Origin of the sequence: Serratia sp. PGPR-27 (assembly GCF_022678525.1) — a bacterium.
Lineage (GTDB): Bacteria > Pseudomonadota > Gammaproteobacteria > Enterobacterales > Enterobacteriaceae > Serratia > Serratia nematodiphila.
This window is the reverse complement of sequence record NZ_JALBYS010000013.1, coordinates 71,234-86,692: the sequence shown is the minus strand read 5'-3', so window position 1 is coordinate 86,692 and position 15,459 is coordinate 71,234. Positions and strand designations below refer to the sequence as shown.

The following is a 15,459-nucleotide window of genomic DNA, read 5'->3' as shown; positions in this document are numbered from 1 at the left end:
CGCACGGAGTGCGGTTTTATTTACTTACTTTTACGCAATAACGTCAATTTACAACGTTAGATTTGAGAAAAGTCGTGTTTACTTATTTAGTGCGTGGTTAATCAAGGAAAATACGACCGTTAGTCGTCAATATTATCCATGATTTCATGCCGTTTATTGTGGTATCCCTCTTCATTTAGTCCTTCACGCCAGTAAGGCACGGCATAAAGACGATTACGATCGCATTGACGTTCGCGGCGCAGGTAACGGCGCAGCTCCACCACCAGGTGATCTTCACCGGCGAGCCAGAAGTGCGCTTCCCCCTGCGGCAGGGACTGCGCGCGGAACCGAGCGATCAATTCGTCGGTTTTCTCCGTGCCGCCGACGATCCAATTCACCTCAACGCCGGCAGGTTTTTCCAGGTCAATCACGTCGGCAGTGCTGTCGACGCGGATGAAAGCGCGCCCGGCGCCGTGCGGCGGCAGGTTTTCCAGCAGCGCGGCCAACGCAGGCAGCGAGGAAGGATCGCCCGCCAGGCAGTAGAAGTCGGCGGCCGGCAGCATCGGTTTGGGGCCGCCTGGATTGCTGATGCCGATTTTATCGCCGGCTTTCGCCTGACGCGCAAAGTCGACCGCCGGTCCCTGGTGGTCATGGATGGCAAACTCGATGTCAACTTCCGCCTGTTCCGGGCGCACGGCGCGAATGGAATAGGTGCGCACGATCGGGCGCACGGCATCCGCAGCCCAGCGCGGACCGTTTTCAGTCAGCGTCGGCAGATCCGGCTGCGTTTGACCGGCGAGCGGCAAAAAGACCTTGATGTGCGCGGCGGCGGCGTTGGCCGGGTAGTAGCGCAGATCGGGCGCGGTAAAGGTGATGCGGCGCAGGTGCGGCGTAATGTCCTGTACGGCGCTGACGGCGATCAGGTAGGGGGCGCGTGAGCGAGGGGCTTCGGTAGTCACGAGGATCTCCTTATAGTTCGTTTGGCGGTGAGTATACCATGCCGTTTGATAATGAGAATTGTTTGCTCATTGAGGCGCAACCGCGTGTGAGCTAGGCTTAAGGTTCACGCAATACGCACGGGAGGACGTGATGCCATACCAAGACACGAGCGACTTGCCGGACAATGTAAAGCATGTGCTACCGGAACATGCGCAGGCGATCTATAAAGAAGCGTTCAACAGCGCCTGGCAACAATACCGGGATCCCGACGATCGGCGCGGTGACGACAGCCGGGAGGAGACGGCGCATAAGGTGGCCTGGGCGGCGGTCAAGCAAAGCTATCGCAAGGGCGACGACGAACGCTGGCATAAAAAGTAACGCTTTTATGCCCCGGTAAAAAACGCGCAGACGTTATGCTGACCTCGGCAATTAATATTATTGCTGCTCAGTACAAATACTTTTCCACGTTAACGCCGCTTTGCAACTTGATTGCGCGGCGGGAAAAGAATATGGTCATTATTAATCGGCGCGGTTATTGAATTAATAAAATTCCGCACCAAAAAATAAAATTGCAAAGGTTCAGTAGTGGCGAGGGAGGACGAGAAATCGTATTCCCGGGAGGTTGTAACAGTGTTAACGCGAGATTTTCTGCAAAAAGCGGATTGCAAAACCGCCTTTGGCGCTATTGAGGAGTCGCTGCTGCTGACGCCTGAACAGCGCGCAGCCTCGTTGGAATGCACGTTATCGCGCCGGCCGGATCACAGCCCGGTATGGGTATTCGGTTACGGTTCGCTGATGTGGAATCCGGTTTTCGAATCTGAAGAAGTGCGGCCCGCCATGCTGCAGGGCTGGCATCGGGCGTTCTGCATGCGTTTGACCGCCGGGCGCGGCACGCTGCATCAGCCGGGGCGCATGCTGGCGCTGAAAGAGGGCGGTCAGACCACCGGATTGGCGTTTCGTCTGCCGGAAGGTAAGCTGCGTGAAGAGCTGGAGCTGCTTTGGAAGCGCGAAATGGTGACCGACTGCTACGTGCCGACCTGGTGTGAACTGCAGTTGGATGGCGGAGAGACCGTCACGGCGCTGGTGTTCGTGATGAACGCGCAGCACCCGTTGTTTGAAGCAGACACCAGCCACCAGGTGATCGCGCCATTGATCGCCAGCGCCAGCGGCCCGCTGGGTACCAACGCGCAATACCTGTTTGCGCTGGATAACGAGCTGAAACACCACGGCATGCAGGATGATTGCATCGGCGATCTGGTGCGCTATGTACAGCAGTGGTTGCAACAGAACCGCCCTGGCGCTTTCGGGGCTGAGGCTACCGCCTGAGGCGTTAGCAGGGCAGCAGACACTTAAGGGCTCAGCATGCTGAGCCCTTTTTCATATATCTAATACCTCTATTTAATAACTTTATTCTGCATGATGACTTAAGGCTCTTTATTTGTATGGTTATTTATCTCATTATTTTTAAAGCCATTCATCATTTTCCCCCGTCCTCACCCCCCGAGAGCCACGATAAATAATTCACTTAGCATTAAATTGCATAAGTAAAGGTTATTTCTTATTTGTTCAGCCCCGCAGGACTCCGTATCAATATGGCAGACGCTACTGCAAGTAACAGGGAGACGGGAATGAACTTTCAACAATTAAAAATTATTCGAGAATCGGCGCGCTGCAACTACAACCTGACCGAGGTCGCCAATACCTTATTTACTTCGCAGTCCGGCGTTAGCCGGCATATTCGCGAGCTGGAAGAAGAGCTGGGCATCGAAATATTCATTCGCCGCGGCAAACGGCTGTTGGGCATGACCGAACCCGGCAAAGAGCTGCTGGTGGTAGCGGAACGGATTCTCAACGACGCGAACAACATCCGTCGCCTGGCGGATGTCTTCAGCAGCAACGATTCGGGGCAGCTGCATATCGCGACGACGCACACCCAGGCGCGCTATAGCCTGCCGGGGGTGATCAAAGAGTTTCGCGCGCTTTATCCACGGGTGCGGGTGGTGCTCAATCAGGGCAGCCCGGAGGAGATCGTTTCGATGTTGGCCGCCGGTGAAGCCGATATCGGCATTGCCAGCGAACGGCTGATGAGCGACGAGTCGCTGGCGGCGTTCCCCTACTACCGATGGCATCACACCATTCTGGTGCCGGAAGGGCACGAGTTGACGCGGCAGCCGCAGGTGACGCTGGAGATGCTCAGCACCTTGCCGTTGATCACTTACCGCCAGGGCATTACCGGCCGCGCGAAGCTGGATGCGGCGTTCAAATCAGCGGGCCTGACGCCGGACATCGCGCTCAGCGCGCAAGATTCCGACGTGATTAAAACCTATGTCGAGCTGGGGTTGGGCGTGGGCGTGCTGGCGGACATGTCGTATGAAAAAGAGCGCGATCGCGGGTTGGTCAGCCTCAACGCCGAGCATTTGTTTGAACCCAATACGGTCTGGCTGGGCCTGAAACGCAGCCAGCTGCAGCGCAACTATGCCTGGCGCTTTATTCAGCTGTGCAACCCGACGTTGTCGCTGACCGAAATCAAAGACAAGGTCTTCTCGTCGCAGCTGGATGCGGTGATTGACTATCAGATTTAACCGATAAGCGGCAGGCAATTCCTGCCGCGCATTCTGCATCGCCTGCCTAATAATCAAAATCCCATCTATATACATAAAAAGAATATCTATAGTGATTTAAGTACCTTCAGCTGCCGATCGTGCTCGCATACACTCGCAAAATTATTATAAATTCCATCCGCTTGGAGAGTTTCAGATGAAAGCGCTCGTTCCTTCTTTGCTGTTTTTGGCCGTGGCGGCCAGCGTTAACGTACAGGCGGCGACGCCGGCCAACACGCTGGTGATCGCGCAATCTATCGATGACGTGGTCAGCTTTGACCCGGCCCAGGGATTTGAGTTAACCACGGTGCAGTCGTTCAACAGCCTGTATCAACGTCTGATCCAGTCAGATCCGCACAATCCCATCGATCTTAAACCAACCCTGGCCAGCAGCTGGCAGGCCGGCGCCGACGACCGCAGCCTGACTTTCAGCCTGCGCCCGGACGCCAGGTTCGCCAGCGGCAATCCGCTGCGGCCGGAAGACGTGATCTTCTCGCTTTCACGGGTGGTTAAACTCAATCTCGAACCGTCGTTTATCCTGACGCAGCTGGGCTGGAACGCGAAGAACGTGGAGCAACACCTGAGCAAGGTGGACGAGCACACGGTAAAAATCAGCTGGAGTGAGAACGTCAGCCCGGCCTTCGTGCTCAGCCTGCTGTCGGCGCCGGTATCCTCGATCGTCGACGCCAAAGAGGCGCTGGCGCACCAGCAGGGCGACGATCTGGGGCATCAATGGTTGAACAGCCACTCCGCCGGCAGTGGCCCTTACAAAATCCGCACCTATGTGCCGCACGAAGTGGTGGTGCTGGACGCCAACCCGGGCTCGCCGGAAGGGGCGCCGACGCTGAAAACCATCCTGATCAAAAATGTGCCCGATCCGGCGGCGCGCCGTTTGCTGATCGAGCAGGGCGATGCCGATATCGCACGCAACCTGGGGGCAGACCAGATGGCGGCTCTGAAGGGCAAGCCGGGCGTCAAACCGCTGGCTATTCCTTATGCTTCGCTTTATTTCCTGCAGTTCAACGCCAAGGCGTCGCCGGCGCTCGGCAATCCGGCGTTCTGGGAGGCGGCGCGCTGGCTGTTCGATTATCAAGGCATCGCCGACGATCTGCTGAAAGGGCAGTTCCAGAGCCATCAGGCATTCCTGCCGGACGGTTATCTGGGCGCGCTCAAAGATAGGCCGTACAGCTTCAATCCGCAGAAAGCCAAAGAAATACTGGCCAAGGCGGGGCTGAGCAACGTCAGTTTCCGTCTGGACGTCAACAACCAGCCGCCGTACCTGGACATCGCTCAGGCGCTGCAGGCCAGTTTTGCTCAGGGCGGCGTGAAGGTCGAACTGGTGCCGGGCATCAGTTCGCAGGTCTCCACCAAGGTGAAAGCGCTTAACTACGATGCGACGCTGACCTCCTGGGGGCCGGATTACTTCGACCCTAACACCAACGCCGCCGCCTTCGCCTACAACCCGGAAGACGGCAGCAAGACGCTGGCCTGGCGCGCCAACTGGCAGATCCCGGCGCTGAGCAAGCTGACGCTGGCCGCCACTGCGGAAAACGACACCGCCAAACGGGTGGCAGACTACCAGCAACTGCAAAAACAGGTGCAGCAAAGCTCGCCGTTTGTCATCGGCCTGCAGGCGCGCAGCCTGATTGCGGTGCGTGACAACCTCAAGGGCTATGTGCAGGGCATCAACCCTGACATGGTGTTCTACAGCAAGGTCAGCAAGTAATGGCCGCTGACCTGTCCGCCGGCGCCGGGGCGGCCCGGCGGTATTGGCGCTGGGGCGGGCGGCTGCTCGGCGGCGCGCTGTCTCTGGCGCTGACGTTGCTCGGCCTGCTGCTGTTCACCTTCATGCTGTCGCACCTGGCGCCGATCGATCCGGCGCTGCAGGTGGCGGGCGATCACGCCAGCGAAGCCACCTATGCGCAGGTGCGGCACGAGCTGGGGTTGGATCAGCCGCTGCCGGTGCAATTTTGGCGTTACCTGGTGCACCTGGCGCACGGTGATTTGGGCATTTCGCGTATTACCGCGCAGCCGGTGTTGAGCGATCTGTTGCGTACCTTCCCGGCGACGGTGGAGCTGGCCACCTGCGCCATTATCCTCGGCGCCCTCGGCGGCATTACGCTGGCGTTTCTGGCGGTGCTCAAACCGGGCAGCTGGCTGGATAACGCGGCGCGTCTGCTGTCGCTGATCGGTTATTCGGTGCCGATTTTCTGGCTGAGCCTGCTCGGGCTGTTGCTGTTCTACGCCACGCTGCATTGGTCGGCGGGGCCGGGGCGGCTGGACGACATTTACTTGTACAGCATGGAGCCGCGCAGCGGTTTCGTGTTGATCGACAGCTGGCTGTCCGGCGATCGTGAAATGTTCTACAACGCCATCGGCCACCTGTGGCTGCCGGTGGTGGCGTTGGCGCTGCTGTCGATGGCGGGCATTACCCGGCTGCTGCGGGCGGCGATGCTGGAAGAGTGCAACAAGGAATACGTGACGCTGGCGCGTTCCAAGGGCGCCGGCCGCCTGCGCATTCTGCTGCGCCATGTGTTTCCCAATGTGCTTGGCACGCTGATCACCGTACTGTCTCTCTCCTACGCCAGCCTGCTGGAGGGCGCGGTATTGACCGAAACGGTGTTCGCCTGGCCCGGCGTCGGGCGTTACCTGACCTCGGCGCTGTTTGCTGCCGACACGCCGGCGATCCTCGGTGCCACGCTGCTGATCGGCACCTGTTTCGTGCTGTTGAATGCGCTGGCCGACGCCTTGACCTATTTAGTGGATCCGCGAACTCGATGAGCCAATATCTCTCTGAACACGAACCGCAAAGCGAGCCAGCCGTCGGTGACCGCCGCGGTCGGCGGTTGACCACGCTGACGCTGGGCGCGGCGCTGGTGGCGATCCTGCTTGTCACCGCGCTGCTGGCTCCGTGGCTGGCGCCTTTCGATCCCAATCTGCAGCATATCGAGCTGCGGTTACTGCCGCCTTCGGCTGCACATTGGCTGGGCACCGACGGCTTTGGCCGCGATTTGCTCTCCCGCGTGATTTACGGCGCGCGGCCGACGCTGATCCTGGTGTCGCTGATTCTGGTGTTGACCATTCCCATCGGTCTGCTGGTCGGCATTTGCGCCGGTTACCTCGGCGGCTGGGTCGAGCGCATTTTGATGCGTCTGACCGACATTTTCCTGTCGCTGCCGAGTCTGGTGATCGCGCTGGCGTTCGTGGCGGTGATGGGGCCGGGGCTGATGAACGGCGCGCTGGCGCTGGCATTGACCAGCTGGCCGGCCTTTGCCCGCCAGGCGCGGGCCGAAACCCTGGCGCTGCGCCGCAGTGACTACCTGGCGGCGGCGCGCATGCAGGGTATCAACGGGTTGCGGCTGATGGTCGGCCACATTTTGCCTTTATGCCTGCCGAGCGCGGTGGTGCGTGCGGCGCTGAGCCTGGGCGGCATCATCCTGTCCGCCGCCGGTCTGGGGTTCCTCGGCATGGGCGTCGCGCCGCCGACCGCCGAATGGGGTTCGATGGTGGCCGAAGGCAGTAAAGTGATTTTCGACCAATGGTGGGTCGCCGCCGCACCAGGCGGGGCGATCCTGTTCGCCAGTCTGGCGTTTAACCTGCTGGGCGATGGCCTGCGCGACAAAATGGATCCTCGTCATGGGCACTGATAACACTTTATTGACCGTCGAACGGCTGGCGATCGGCGTGCCGGGGCCGCAGCCGGCGGCGCTGGTGAAGAATATCTCGTTCAGCATGGGGCGGGAGCGGCTGGCGCTGGTCGGCGAGTCCGGTTCCGGCAAGTCGTTGACCGCGCGTGCGCTGATGGGGCTATTGCCGCCGCCGTTGCAGCTGCAGGCGCAGCGCCTGACGCTGGGCGATGAAGACTTGACGCGCCTGAGCGAACGCCAGTGGAGCCGCCTGCGCGGCGACCGGGTGGCGATGGTGATGCAAGATCCCAAACATGCGCTGAATCCCAATCAGCCGATCGGCCGTCAGGTGGAGGAGCCGCTGGTGCTGCATGCCAAGCTGAGCCGCGCCGAGCGGCGTGAAAAGGTATTGGAGATGCTGGCGGCGGTGGGGTTGCCCGATCCGGCGGCGCTGTGCGGCCATTATCCGCATCAGCTCTCCGGCGGCATGGGGCAGCGGGTGATGCTGGCCATTGCGTTGATCAACGATCCGCAGCTGTTGATTGCCGATGAACCGACTTCGGCGCTGGATCACCAGATGCGCGATCAGGTGCTGCAACTGATAGACAATCTGGTGGCGCAACGCAACATGGGGCTGATCCTGATCAGCCACGATTTGCAGCAGGTGGCGCACCACTGCGAGCGGGTGCTGGTGATGTACAAAGGCGAGCTGTTGGATCAACTGCCGGCAGCAGAGCTGGCGCAGGCCACGCATCCTTACACTCGCACGCTGTGGGCGTGCCGGCCGAGCCGCGAGACGCGCGGCAAACCGCTGCCGGTGCTGGACCGCGCGCTGTTGGAGACGTTGAAATGAGCGTAATCGCACTGGAGAACCTGAGCGTCAGTCACCGCCAGGGCTACGAGCTGCGCACCGTGGTGCATGAGGTTAACCTGCACATCGAACCGGGTGAGTGTTTCGGGCTGGTGGGGCCTTCCGGCTGCGGCAAGTCCTCGTTGCTGTGGGTGCTGGCCGGGCTGAATGGCAGCTGGCAGGGCGGTTTTGAGCTGCTGGGGCGGCGGCTGCAACCGGGGCAGGCATTTACCGGCGAGCTGCGGCGTGAGGTACAGATGGTGTTTCAGGATCCCTATGCTTCGCTACACCCCAAGCACCGGCTGTTGCGTACGCTGTCGGAGCCGCTCAAGCTGCTGCAGGAAAGCGATATCGAACGCAAGATCAGCGCGGGCTTTCGCCAGGTGGGGTTGGATCCGCGCCTGCTGGATCGCTACCCGCATCAGCTGTCGGGCGGCCAGCGGCAGCGCGTGGCGATCGTGCGCGCATTGTTGCTGCGGCCTAAGTTGTTGCTGCTGGATGAACCGACTTCGGCGTTGGACATGTCGGTGCAGGCGGAGATCCTCAATCTGCTCAACGAGCTGAAGCAGGCGGGCGAGCTGACCATGGTGCTGGTCAGCCACGATGCGGACGTGATTGACCATATGTGCGATCGTTCGGTGGCAATGGCGCACGGCCGCATCATCATTTAAACCTGTGCCCGCCAACGCGGCGGGCATATCCATCTTGGTAATAAATAAAGCAATTTATCGTCGTTCTTCTGTTAATTCTTACCCCCTACACTCGAAAAACAGCGCAACCGCGTGATTGTGGAGAGTGTATCGATGAAACGGTTAATTCCAACCTTATTGTATGGCGCGCTGGCGGCCGCTTTTGGTGCGCAGGCTGCCACCCCGCAGGATACCTTGGTAGTGGTCAGTTCGTTGGAGGGCATTATCAGCCTCGATCCGGCGGAGAGCTTTGAAACCGTCAGTTCGGCCAATCTGGTCAACCTCTATCAGCGCCTGGTGGCGCCGGATCGCGCCGCGCCGCAAAAGCTGGCGCCGGACGCCGCAGGCAGTTGGCAAGCGGGCGCCGATGGCCGCAGCCTGACCTTTACCCTGAAACCGCAGCAGCGTTTCGCTTCCGGCAACCCGCTGCGGCCAGAAGATGTGATTTTTTCGCTGGTTCGCGCGGTGAAGCTGAACAAGGCGCCGTCGTTTATTCTCGGCGAGTTTGGCTGGACGCCGGATAACGTTGAGCAACAGCTGAAGAAGGTGGGAGATAACCAGGTGCAACTCAGTTGGCCCGCCAACATCGGCAGCGAGTTGGCGCTGCGGCTGCTGACGGCGAATGTGGCTTCGATCGTGGATGAAAAGCTGTTGAACGAGCACGCGCAGCAGGGGGACTACGGTAACGGCTGGCTGCGCAGCCATTCCGCCGGCGGCGGCCCGTATCGGGTGAACAACTATGTGCCGCATGAAGCGCTGCTGTTTGGCCGTAATGACTACGCTCCGTCGCCGGCAAGGTTGAAAACGGTGTTGTTCAAGAACGTCAGCGACGCCGGTACCCGCCGTTTGCTGTTGCTGAAAGGGGATGCCGACGTGGCCTACGATCTGGGGGCTGACCAGTTCGACTCACTGCGTAACGCGTCTGGCGTGCGCATCGAGCAGGCCGATGCGCCCCGGATCTATTACCTCGGTTTCAACACCGGCAGCAAAGACAATCCGGCGCTGGGCAATCCGGCGTTATGGCAGGCGGCGCGCTGGCTGGTCGATTATCAGAGCATCGCCGAGCAACTGCTGAAAGGGCAATATCGCGTGCATCAGGCCTTCTTGCCGCAGGGATTGGACGGGGCACTCGACGATCGGCCGTTTAAGCTCGACGTGGACAAAGCCAAACAGATCCTGCGCGATGCCGGCATCGCTGAAGGCACGCGCATCGATCTTATCGTCATCAACCAACCGCCGTATACCGACATCGCGCAGGCGCTGCAGGCCAGTTTTGCGCAGGCCGGGCTGCGGTTGGATATCCATCCGGTGGTAGAAAGCGATCTGTGGGGCAAGATGCGCGGCCGCGATTTTCAGGCGATCTTCACCTACTGGGGCGCCGACTACCTGGATCCGAACACCAACGCCAGCGCCTTTGCCTATAACGTGCCCGGTGGGCCGAAAACCCTGGCCTGGCGCACCCAGTGGAACATTCCCGCCATCAGCGCGGAAACGCGCGCCGCGGCTGCGGAAGGGAACAGCGCCGCGCGCAGCGCACGTTACGTCACGTTGCAACGGGAACTGCAGGCCAGTTCGCCGTATGTGGTGGCGCTGCAGGGGCAAACGCTGGTGGCATTGCGGGACAACGTCGAAGGTGCCCGGTTGGATATCGCCAACAGCATGCTGTATCTGGATCGGGTCAGCAAGTAGCGGGCCTGGCCGAGCTTTCTGTCGCACCAAAGGCCAACGGCGAGTGAAATCGCTGGCTGTTGCTACCTCGGATCGCGAGATGTTGTGTCAGGGTGAAATAAAATGAAATTTCATAACACGCTCATATGACGGTGATAGATTGGCACTGAAAGGCGGCGTTGTTTACGCCTTTCACCGCGGCCGTCCGCAATGATGCGGACACATCACGTCAGGAGATATTATGGACAATAACGAAAACGCTTCAGGATCGCGCGCAGCAACCTTGTTCGCCACCGGTGAGGTTGTTACGCCGGAACAGTTTTATCAGGACAGCGACGGAAGCAACTGGGGGCCGGCGATCAACAAAGCGGCGGCGGCGGCGCTGCAAGCCGGTGGTACGCTGTCCCTTGGGAAGCGGGTGTATACGGTCGCCGGACACGTACTCATTCAGACGACAACGGACATCTACGGCGGCATCGGGTTGCGGGTGGTCGGATTGGGACGGGCGACCAAAATTGTCAAGACGGCGGACAGCAGTTACACCAACGAACAGGGCGAAACGAAGAAAGCGGTGATCGTGGTGAAAGGCTTCGCCAATCTGACGCTGCACGGCTTGACGTTGCGGGATGATACCGGCGTAGACGACACTCACGGCGTGTGGTTCAGCGATCGCAATATGACGAAGTTTGATATTCGCGACATCTACACCAAGGTCGGCGGTTATTCGCTGTTTGTCTCGGGCGACATGTTCATTAACTGGCTGGTGAACGTGCAGATGGAGGCAAACGCCAATCGCCCGGGTGATGGGGTGCTGTGGATGGACAAGTCCGGCACCACCAATTTTATAGACGGCCTCTACGCCGCTCGTGCCAAGGGGACTGCGTTCAGAATTTCAGGGTTTTACTCTACTATCGGCTCGTTGGCTGCGGATGACTGCATCGGCGATATCTACTCGTTCAAAGATTTTAACGGCACGATCAATTCGTTGGGTTGCGAGAACCGCAACACGCAGCGCGCCGCCAATGTCAGCGTGTTGTCCACCAACTTTGCCCAGGGCACGATAGGCAATATCAATATCCAGGACGCGCAGAATGTGGAGAGCGGGAGCGTGTTGTGCCGATTCATCAACGAATCTCGTTGGGACATCGGTCAGTTGACTCTTTACAGCGGTTCGAAGACGCCGTTCCCGGCGGCGATCGCCGCCTGCAGCAACAATACCGAGGTAACCTTCAGTAACGTATACAACGGCGGCGTCCCGGTGGCCGGCAAAAGCACCGTCGACGTTACGTCGTTTTTAAGCGGGGTCGAAGCGATGTACAGTCTGGGCGAGCGGGGAATTGCCCCTTCCGCCACCAGCAACCATTTGCCGCGCAATATCTCGAAACAGCAATCGTGGACTTTTTTAGGCACCCTGACCGCGCCGGATCGGCAACCTACAACGCGCATTACTCTTCAACAGGGCGTAAGCACCAAGGTGCTGGCGTGCGATTTATATATCACGTTCGATCTGTCTTCGCAGGCGACCGCCTTTGTCGTCAATAAAGGCAGCTATAGCGCGAAAGGCGCCTTTATGTTGCGGCGCACCGGGCCGTTAAGCTGCGAAATATATTACCGTGTCGAGAAAGATTTCGGCTTTGGCAGTTATCAGGTGCAGACTACGCGCGGCAGCTACTGGCGGCCGGACGGCGTTTCATTGAGCACGCCACCCGCCGATGCGTTGGAAATCCGCAGCGATGAGGTGTTATCCACCACCAGGCTCGCAGTGATCCAGCCACTGGCCAATCCGACAACGGCCAGCACTGCTGAAGTGGCAGGATTGCTCAATCGGCTGATCGAGACACTGAAGAACTAACCGAATAACGCCGGCGCGTTCTGGCCGGCGTCCATCAAGAGCAACAGCCAGCCGGCGGCCGCCAAGGCGATGCCGAAAGGTTGCCGCGTTCGCCAGGCGCGGCGGTTGCGGCGGCCGCGCGTCAATGCCATGCCTAATCCGAACATGGCCGCCAGACAGACCAGCAGCGGCAGCATCGTCCAACCGAGCCAGGCGCCCAGCGCCGCCAGCAGTTTGAAATCACCCTGGCCGATGCCGTTACGCCGCCGCACCTGCCGATAAAGCGCATTGAGCAGCCACAACCCCCCGTAGCCGGCGGCGGCGCCGATAACCGCGTCGCCCAGCGTCGCCCAGCGAGCATCAAGATTGCACAGCATCCCGCCCCACAGCAGCGGCTGGGTTAACCGGTCCGGCAGCCACCGGTGGCGCCAGTCTAGCCAGGCCAGGGCGATCAGCAACGCCGCGGCCGGCGGTAACCACAGCCGGTGTGCTGCCGGCAGGTCGAAGGGCAGCGCCGTCAACGCCAAACCGAAGGCCGTCAGCAGCAGGCTACGGCGGCGCAATTTCGGTGGGCTGGCGCGCCCGGCCGCCATTCGCTCCAACCGGGTGATGAGCGTGAAGGCGACCGCACCTGCCGACAGCAGCGCGGTGAAAAACAGCGCGGGCCACAGTAAGGAAAGAAACATCGGGGCTCCGTCAGTCGTGAAATAGATGTTTAAAATAACGGCAAAATGCGTATTTCATCGGGGTGAAATGCGGTGGGCTGTGAGGAATGCGCAGTTGTACGCATCGCCACTTCACGTATTGCAGAGTGAGGCAATGTCATGCGCGGAGGCGCGCAACAGCGGGGTGTTGCACTTTTTATCGGCAAAATCGGTGCTGAAATGGTGTGAATTCACCTGGCGGCCGGAATGGATCGGTAAAGGGCGTAAGTGACGGCGTCACTGGAGAGTGATTGGGGTTTATCCTATTGTTTCTGTTCGTCAAGCCGTTAGACTTTAAGGGAGAGGCGCCCCGGCCTGGACGGGGCGTAGGGTTTCCAGAACTGCCGCGGGAAAGGCGACAGCAAAGCAGTGGGTTGGCGTGCTCCAGGAAGGAGGGAAGCCAACGGTGTCATGAAAGACGTTATTCAGGCAGTACTCATCAAGACTAAAAAACGACTCTGGCACAGCCGGCGGACGATGTGGCTGGCCGGGGCGCTGGTGTGGCTGGCCGGCGCGGCGCCCGCCTGTGCCGAATCCCCGCCGGCGCCGGAGAGCGTTGTCTCTTCCGCACCGGCCGCCGCAGATCCGGCGGCGAACTTGCCCGAACTGGGCGGCGCGCCCGATGACGCCGCGCGCGAGAAGCAGTGGGCCGAGATGGCCAAGCAGTTCGGCGAAAAAGATCTGAATAACGTTTCCCGTCAGCAGATGCGCAGCCGCGCCGAGGATTATCTGCTGGGCCAGGCGACCGGCGCGCTGCAACAGCAGGCGCAGGAACTGTTGTCGCCGCTGGGCACCGCCCGATTATCGCTGAAGATGACCGGTGAGGGGGACTTTACCGGCAGCAACGGGCAGTTATTCAGCCCGCTGTACGACGTCGACGGATTGCTGACCTACAGCCAGATCGGCTGGCTACAGCAAAGCGCCGGGGCGCTCGGTAATTTCGCGCTGGGGCAGCGCTGGATCGCCGGTGACTGGCTGCTGGGGTACAACACGGCGCTCGACAGCGATTTCGCCCGGCAGCGCAATCGCGGCAGCGTCGGCGCGGAGGCCTGGGGAGACTACCTGCGTTTCTCCACCAACTATTACTACCCGCTGTCGGCGCTGGCGCAACAGCCTGGCGATGGCGTGTTTTTCAGCCGCCCGGCGCGCGGTTACGACATTACGACGCAAGGCTATCTGCCGTTTTATCGCCAGATCGGCGGTTCGCTCAGCTATGAGCAGTATCTCGGCGATAATGTCGATCTGTTCGGCAGCGGCAAAAAACAAAACGATCCGCGCGCGATGCAGCTGGGGCTCAATTACACCCCGGTGCCGCTGGTGACGATGAAGGCGCTGCATAAGATTGGCGCGGGCGGGCAGAGCCAGGATCAGATCGAGCTGGCGCTGAGCTATCGGCTCGGGGTGCCGTTGGTGAAGCAGATTTCGCCGGAGTATGTGGCGCAGGCCAAGTCGCTGCGGGGCAGCCGCTACGATCCTATCGAACGCAAGAACGTGCCGGTGTTGGAGTTCCGCCAGCGCAAAACGCTGCAGGTGTTCCTCGCCACGCCGCCGTGGAGCCTGCAGGCGGGGGAAACCGTGCCGCTGGTGCTGGAAATCAAGGTATTGAACGGGATTTCTCACGTCAGTTGGCAGGGGGATACGCAGGCGCTGAGCCTGACGCCGCCGCACAACGCCAACGATCCGCAGGGCTGGACGGCGATCGTGCCGCCGTGGGACGATGCGCCGGGCGCCGCCAACAGCTACCGGCTATCGGTCACGCTGGAGGACGATAAACAGCAGCGCGTGACGTCCAACTGGATAGAGCTGAAAGTGGCGCCGCCGCTGACGGCGACCGCCGGTGATGACGCGGGCCTGCCGCCGATCAAAACCCTGACGCCGCCGCCGATCCCGGCGCAAACCGGGCCGCTGTACGGCGGCGACTAACCGTTTTTACCCTGCAGCACCCACACGGCGGCCTCGACGCGGGATTTTAGCTTCATCTTTTTCAGCAGGTGTTTGACGTGTACCTTGACGGTGCTTTCGGTGATGGTCAGGCGGCGGGCGATCAGCTTGTTCGGCAGCCCCTGGGCGATCAGCTTCAGAATATCCCGTTCGCGCGGCGTCAATTGCTGAATATCGCGATCGGCGCTGGGGCTGTTTTCCCGCAGGCTGGCGGCGAGGATCGGCGTCAACGTTTCGCTGAGCACCATCTGCCCGGCCGCCGCCTGATGCAGCGCCTTCAGCAGATCCTCCGGCTCCATGTCTTTCAACAAATAACCGTCGGCACCGCGTTTGAGCGCGCTGACGACGTCGTCTTCATGGTTGGACACGCTGAACACCACAACGCGCCCCGACAGGTCGGTCTGGCGCAGACGATCCAGCGTTTCCAGCCCGTTGATGCCGGGCATGTTGAGGTCGAGCAGGATCAGATCCGGATCGTGCTGCTCCGCCAGCGTGACCCCTTGTTCTCCGTTGCTGGCTTCGGCGATGACCTGCAGGCGAGCGTCCAAGCCAATCAGCTGTTTTACGCCGTTGCGCAGCATCGGGTGGTCGTCGATCAGTAAGATGGTGGCGGCGGTTTCTGTCGTCATGGT

14 protein-coding genes are annotated in these 15,459 nt (G+C 60.4%); 11 read left to right on the top strand and 3 right to left on the bottom strand.

The annotated features are described in order from the left end of the window. Positions 1-119: 119 nt before the first annotated feature. Entirely contained in the window at positions 120-938 is an 819-nt protein-coding gene (locus MMS95_RS09680; RefSeq protein ID WP_015378218.1) for a siderophore-interacting protein, read from the bottom strand. A 130-nt stretch (positions 939-1,068) separates the two neighbouring features. Between MMS95_RS09680 and chaB the strand changes: the two genes are divergently transcribed. The 10 genes from chaB to MMS95_RS09630 all read left to right on the top strand — a co-directional run bounded on the left by chaB (position 1,069) and on the right by MMS95_RS09630 (position 12,203). Further along, positions 1,069-1,296 (top strand): putative cation transport regulator ChaB, encoded by a 228-nt coding sequence (chaB, locus tag MMS95_RS09675; RefSeq protein ID WP_004934720.1) that lies wholly within the window; start codon positions 1,069-1,071, stop codon positions 1,294-1,296. A 252-nt stretch (positions 1,297-1,548) separates the two neighbouring features. Further along, positions 1,549-2,244 (top strand): gamma-glutamylcyclotransferase, encoded by a 696-nt coding sequence (locus MMS95_RS09670; protein ID WP_021504033.1) that lies wholly within the window; start codon positions 1,549-1,551, stop codon positions 2,242-2,244. A gap of 302 nt (positions 2,245-2,546) precedes the next feature. Beyond that, the gene (gene cbl / locus MMS95_RS09665; RefSeq protein ID WP_004934716.1) at positions 2,547-3,500 is read left to right on the top strand and encodes an HTH-type transcriptional regulator Cbl; all 954 of its coding nucleotides are present in this window, start codon (positions 2,547-2,549) and stop codon (positions 3,498-3,500) included. A 175-nt stretch (positions 3,501-3,675) separates the two neighbouring features. Then, positions 3,676-5,244: an ABC transporter substrate-binding protein gene (locus MMS95_RS09660; RefSeq protein WP_015378214.1), complete on the top strand. Its 1,569-nt coding sequence runs from the start codon at positions 3,676-3,678 to the stop codon at positions 5,242-5,244. Further along, a complete protein-coding gene (locus MMS95_RS09655; protein WP_004934713.1) occupies positions 5,244-6,299 on the top strand; it encodes an ABC transporter permease in 1,056 nt (351 codons plus the stop codon). Before MMS95_RS09660 ends, MMS95_RS09655 begins: the two co-directional genes overlap by 1 nt. Next, positions 6,296-7,165, top strand: a complete 870-nt coding sequence (locus MMS95_RS09650) for an ABC transporter permease (protein WP_015378213.1) — start codon at positions 6,296-6,298, stop codon at positions 7,163-7,165. The genes MMS95_RS09655 and MMS95_RS09650 overlap by 4 nt, the downstream gene beginning before the upstream one ends. Next, complete coding sequence (locus MMS95_RS09645; RefSeq protein ID WP_242141604.1) at positions 7,155-7,997, top strand: ABC transporter ATP-binding protein; 843 nt, start codon at positions 7,155-7,157, stop codon at positions 7,995-7,997. The genes MMS95_RS09650 and MMS95_RS09645 overlap by 11 nt, the downstream gene beginning before the upstream one ends. Beyond that, the gene (locus MMS95_RS09640; RefSeq protein ID WP_171454228.1) at positions 7,994-8,665 is read left to right on the top strand and encodes an ATP-binding cassette domain-containing protein; all 672 of its coding nucleotides are present in this window, start codon (positions 7,994-7,996) and stop codon (positions 8,663-8,665) included. The genes MMS95_RS09645 and MMS95_RS09640 overlap by 4 nt, the downstream gene beginning before the upstream one ends. A gap of 132 nt (positions 8,666-8,797) precedes the next feature. Continuing rightward, on the top strand, positions 8,798-10,372 hold the full coding sequence (locus tag MMS95_RS09635; protein ID WP_004934699.1) for an ABC transporter substrate-binding protein: 1,575 nt from the start codon (positions 8,798-8,800) through the stop codon (positions 10,370-10,372). A gap of 220 nt (positions 10,373-10,592) precedes the next feature. Then, positions 10,593-12,203, top strand: a complete 1,611-nt coding sequence (locus MMS95_RS09630; RefSeq protein ID WP_060559803.1) for a hypothetical protein — start codon at positions 10,593-10,595, stop codon at positions 12,201-12,203. On the opposite strand, the gene MMS95_RS09625 is transcribed toward MMS95_RS09630, so the two are convergent. Further along, a complete protein-coding gene (locus MMS95_RS09625) occupies positions 12,200-12,868 on the bottom strand; it encodes an A24 family peptidase (RefSeq protein ID WP_033632779.1) in 669 nt (222 codons plus the stop codon). The genes MMS95_RS09630 and MMS95_RS09625 overlap by 4 nt on opposite strands. Positions 12,869-13,363: 495 nt before the next feature. Here MMS95_RS09625 and MMS95_RS09620 point away from each other — a divergent pair, with 495 nt between their 5' ends. Further along, positions 13,364-14,809, top strand: coding sequence for a YchO/YchP family invasin (locus MMS95_RS09620; protein WP_242141608.1), 1,446 nt, complete (start codon positions 13,364-13,366; stop codon positions 14,807-14,809). On the opposite strand, the gene narL is transcribed toward MMS95_RS09620, so the two are convergent. After that, the gene (gene narL, locus MMS95_RS09615; protein ID WP_242141603.1) at positions 14,806-15,456 is read right to left on the bottom strand and encodes a two-component system response regulator NarL; all 651 of its coding nucleotides are present in this window, start codon (positions 15,454-15,456) and stop codon (positions 14,806-14,808) included. The genes MMS95_RS09620 and narL overlap by 4 nt on opposite strands. Positions 15,457-15,459 lie beyond the last annotated feature (3 nt).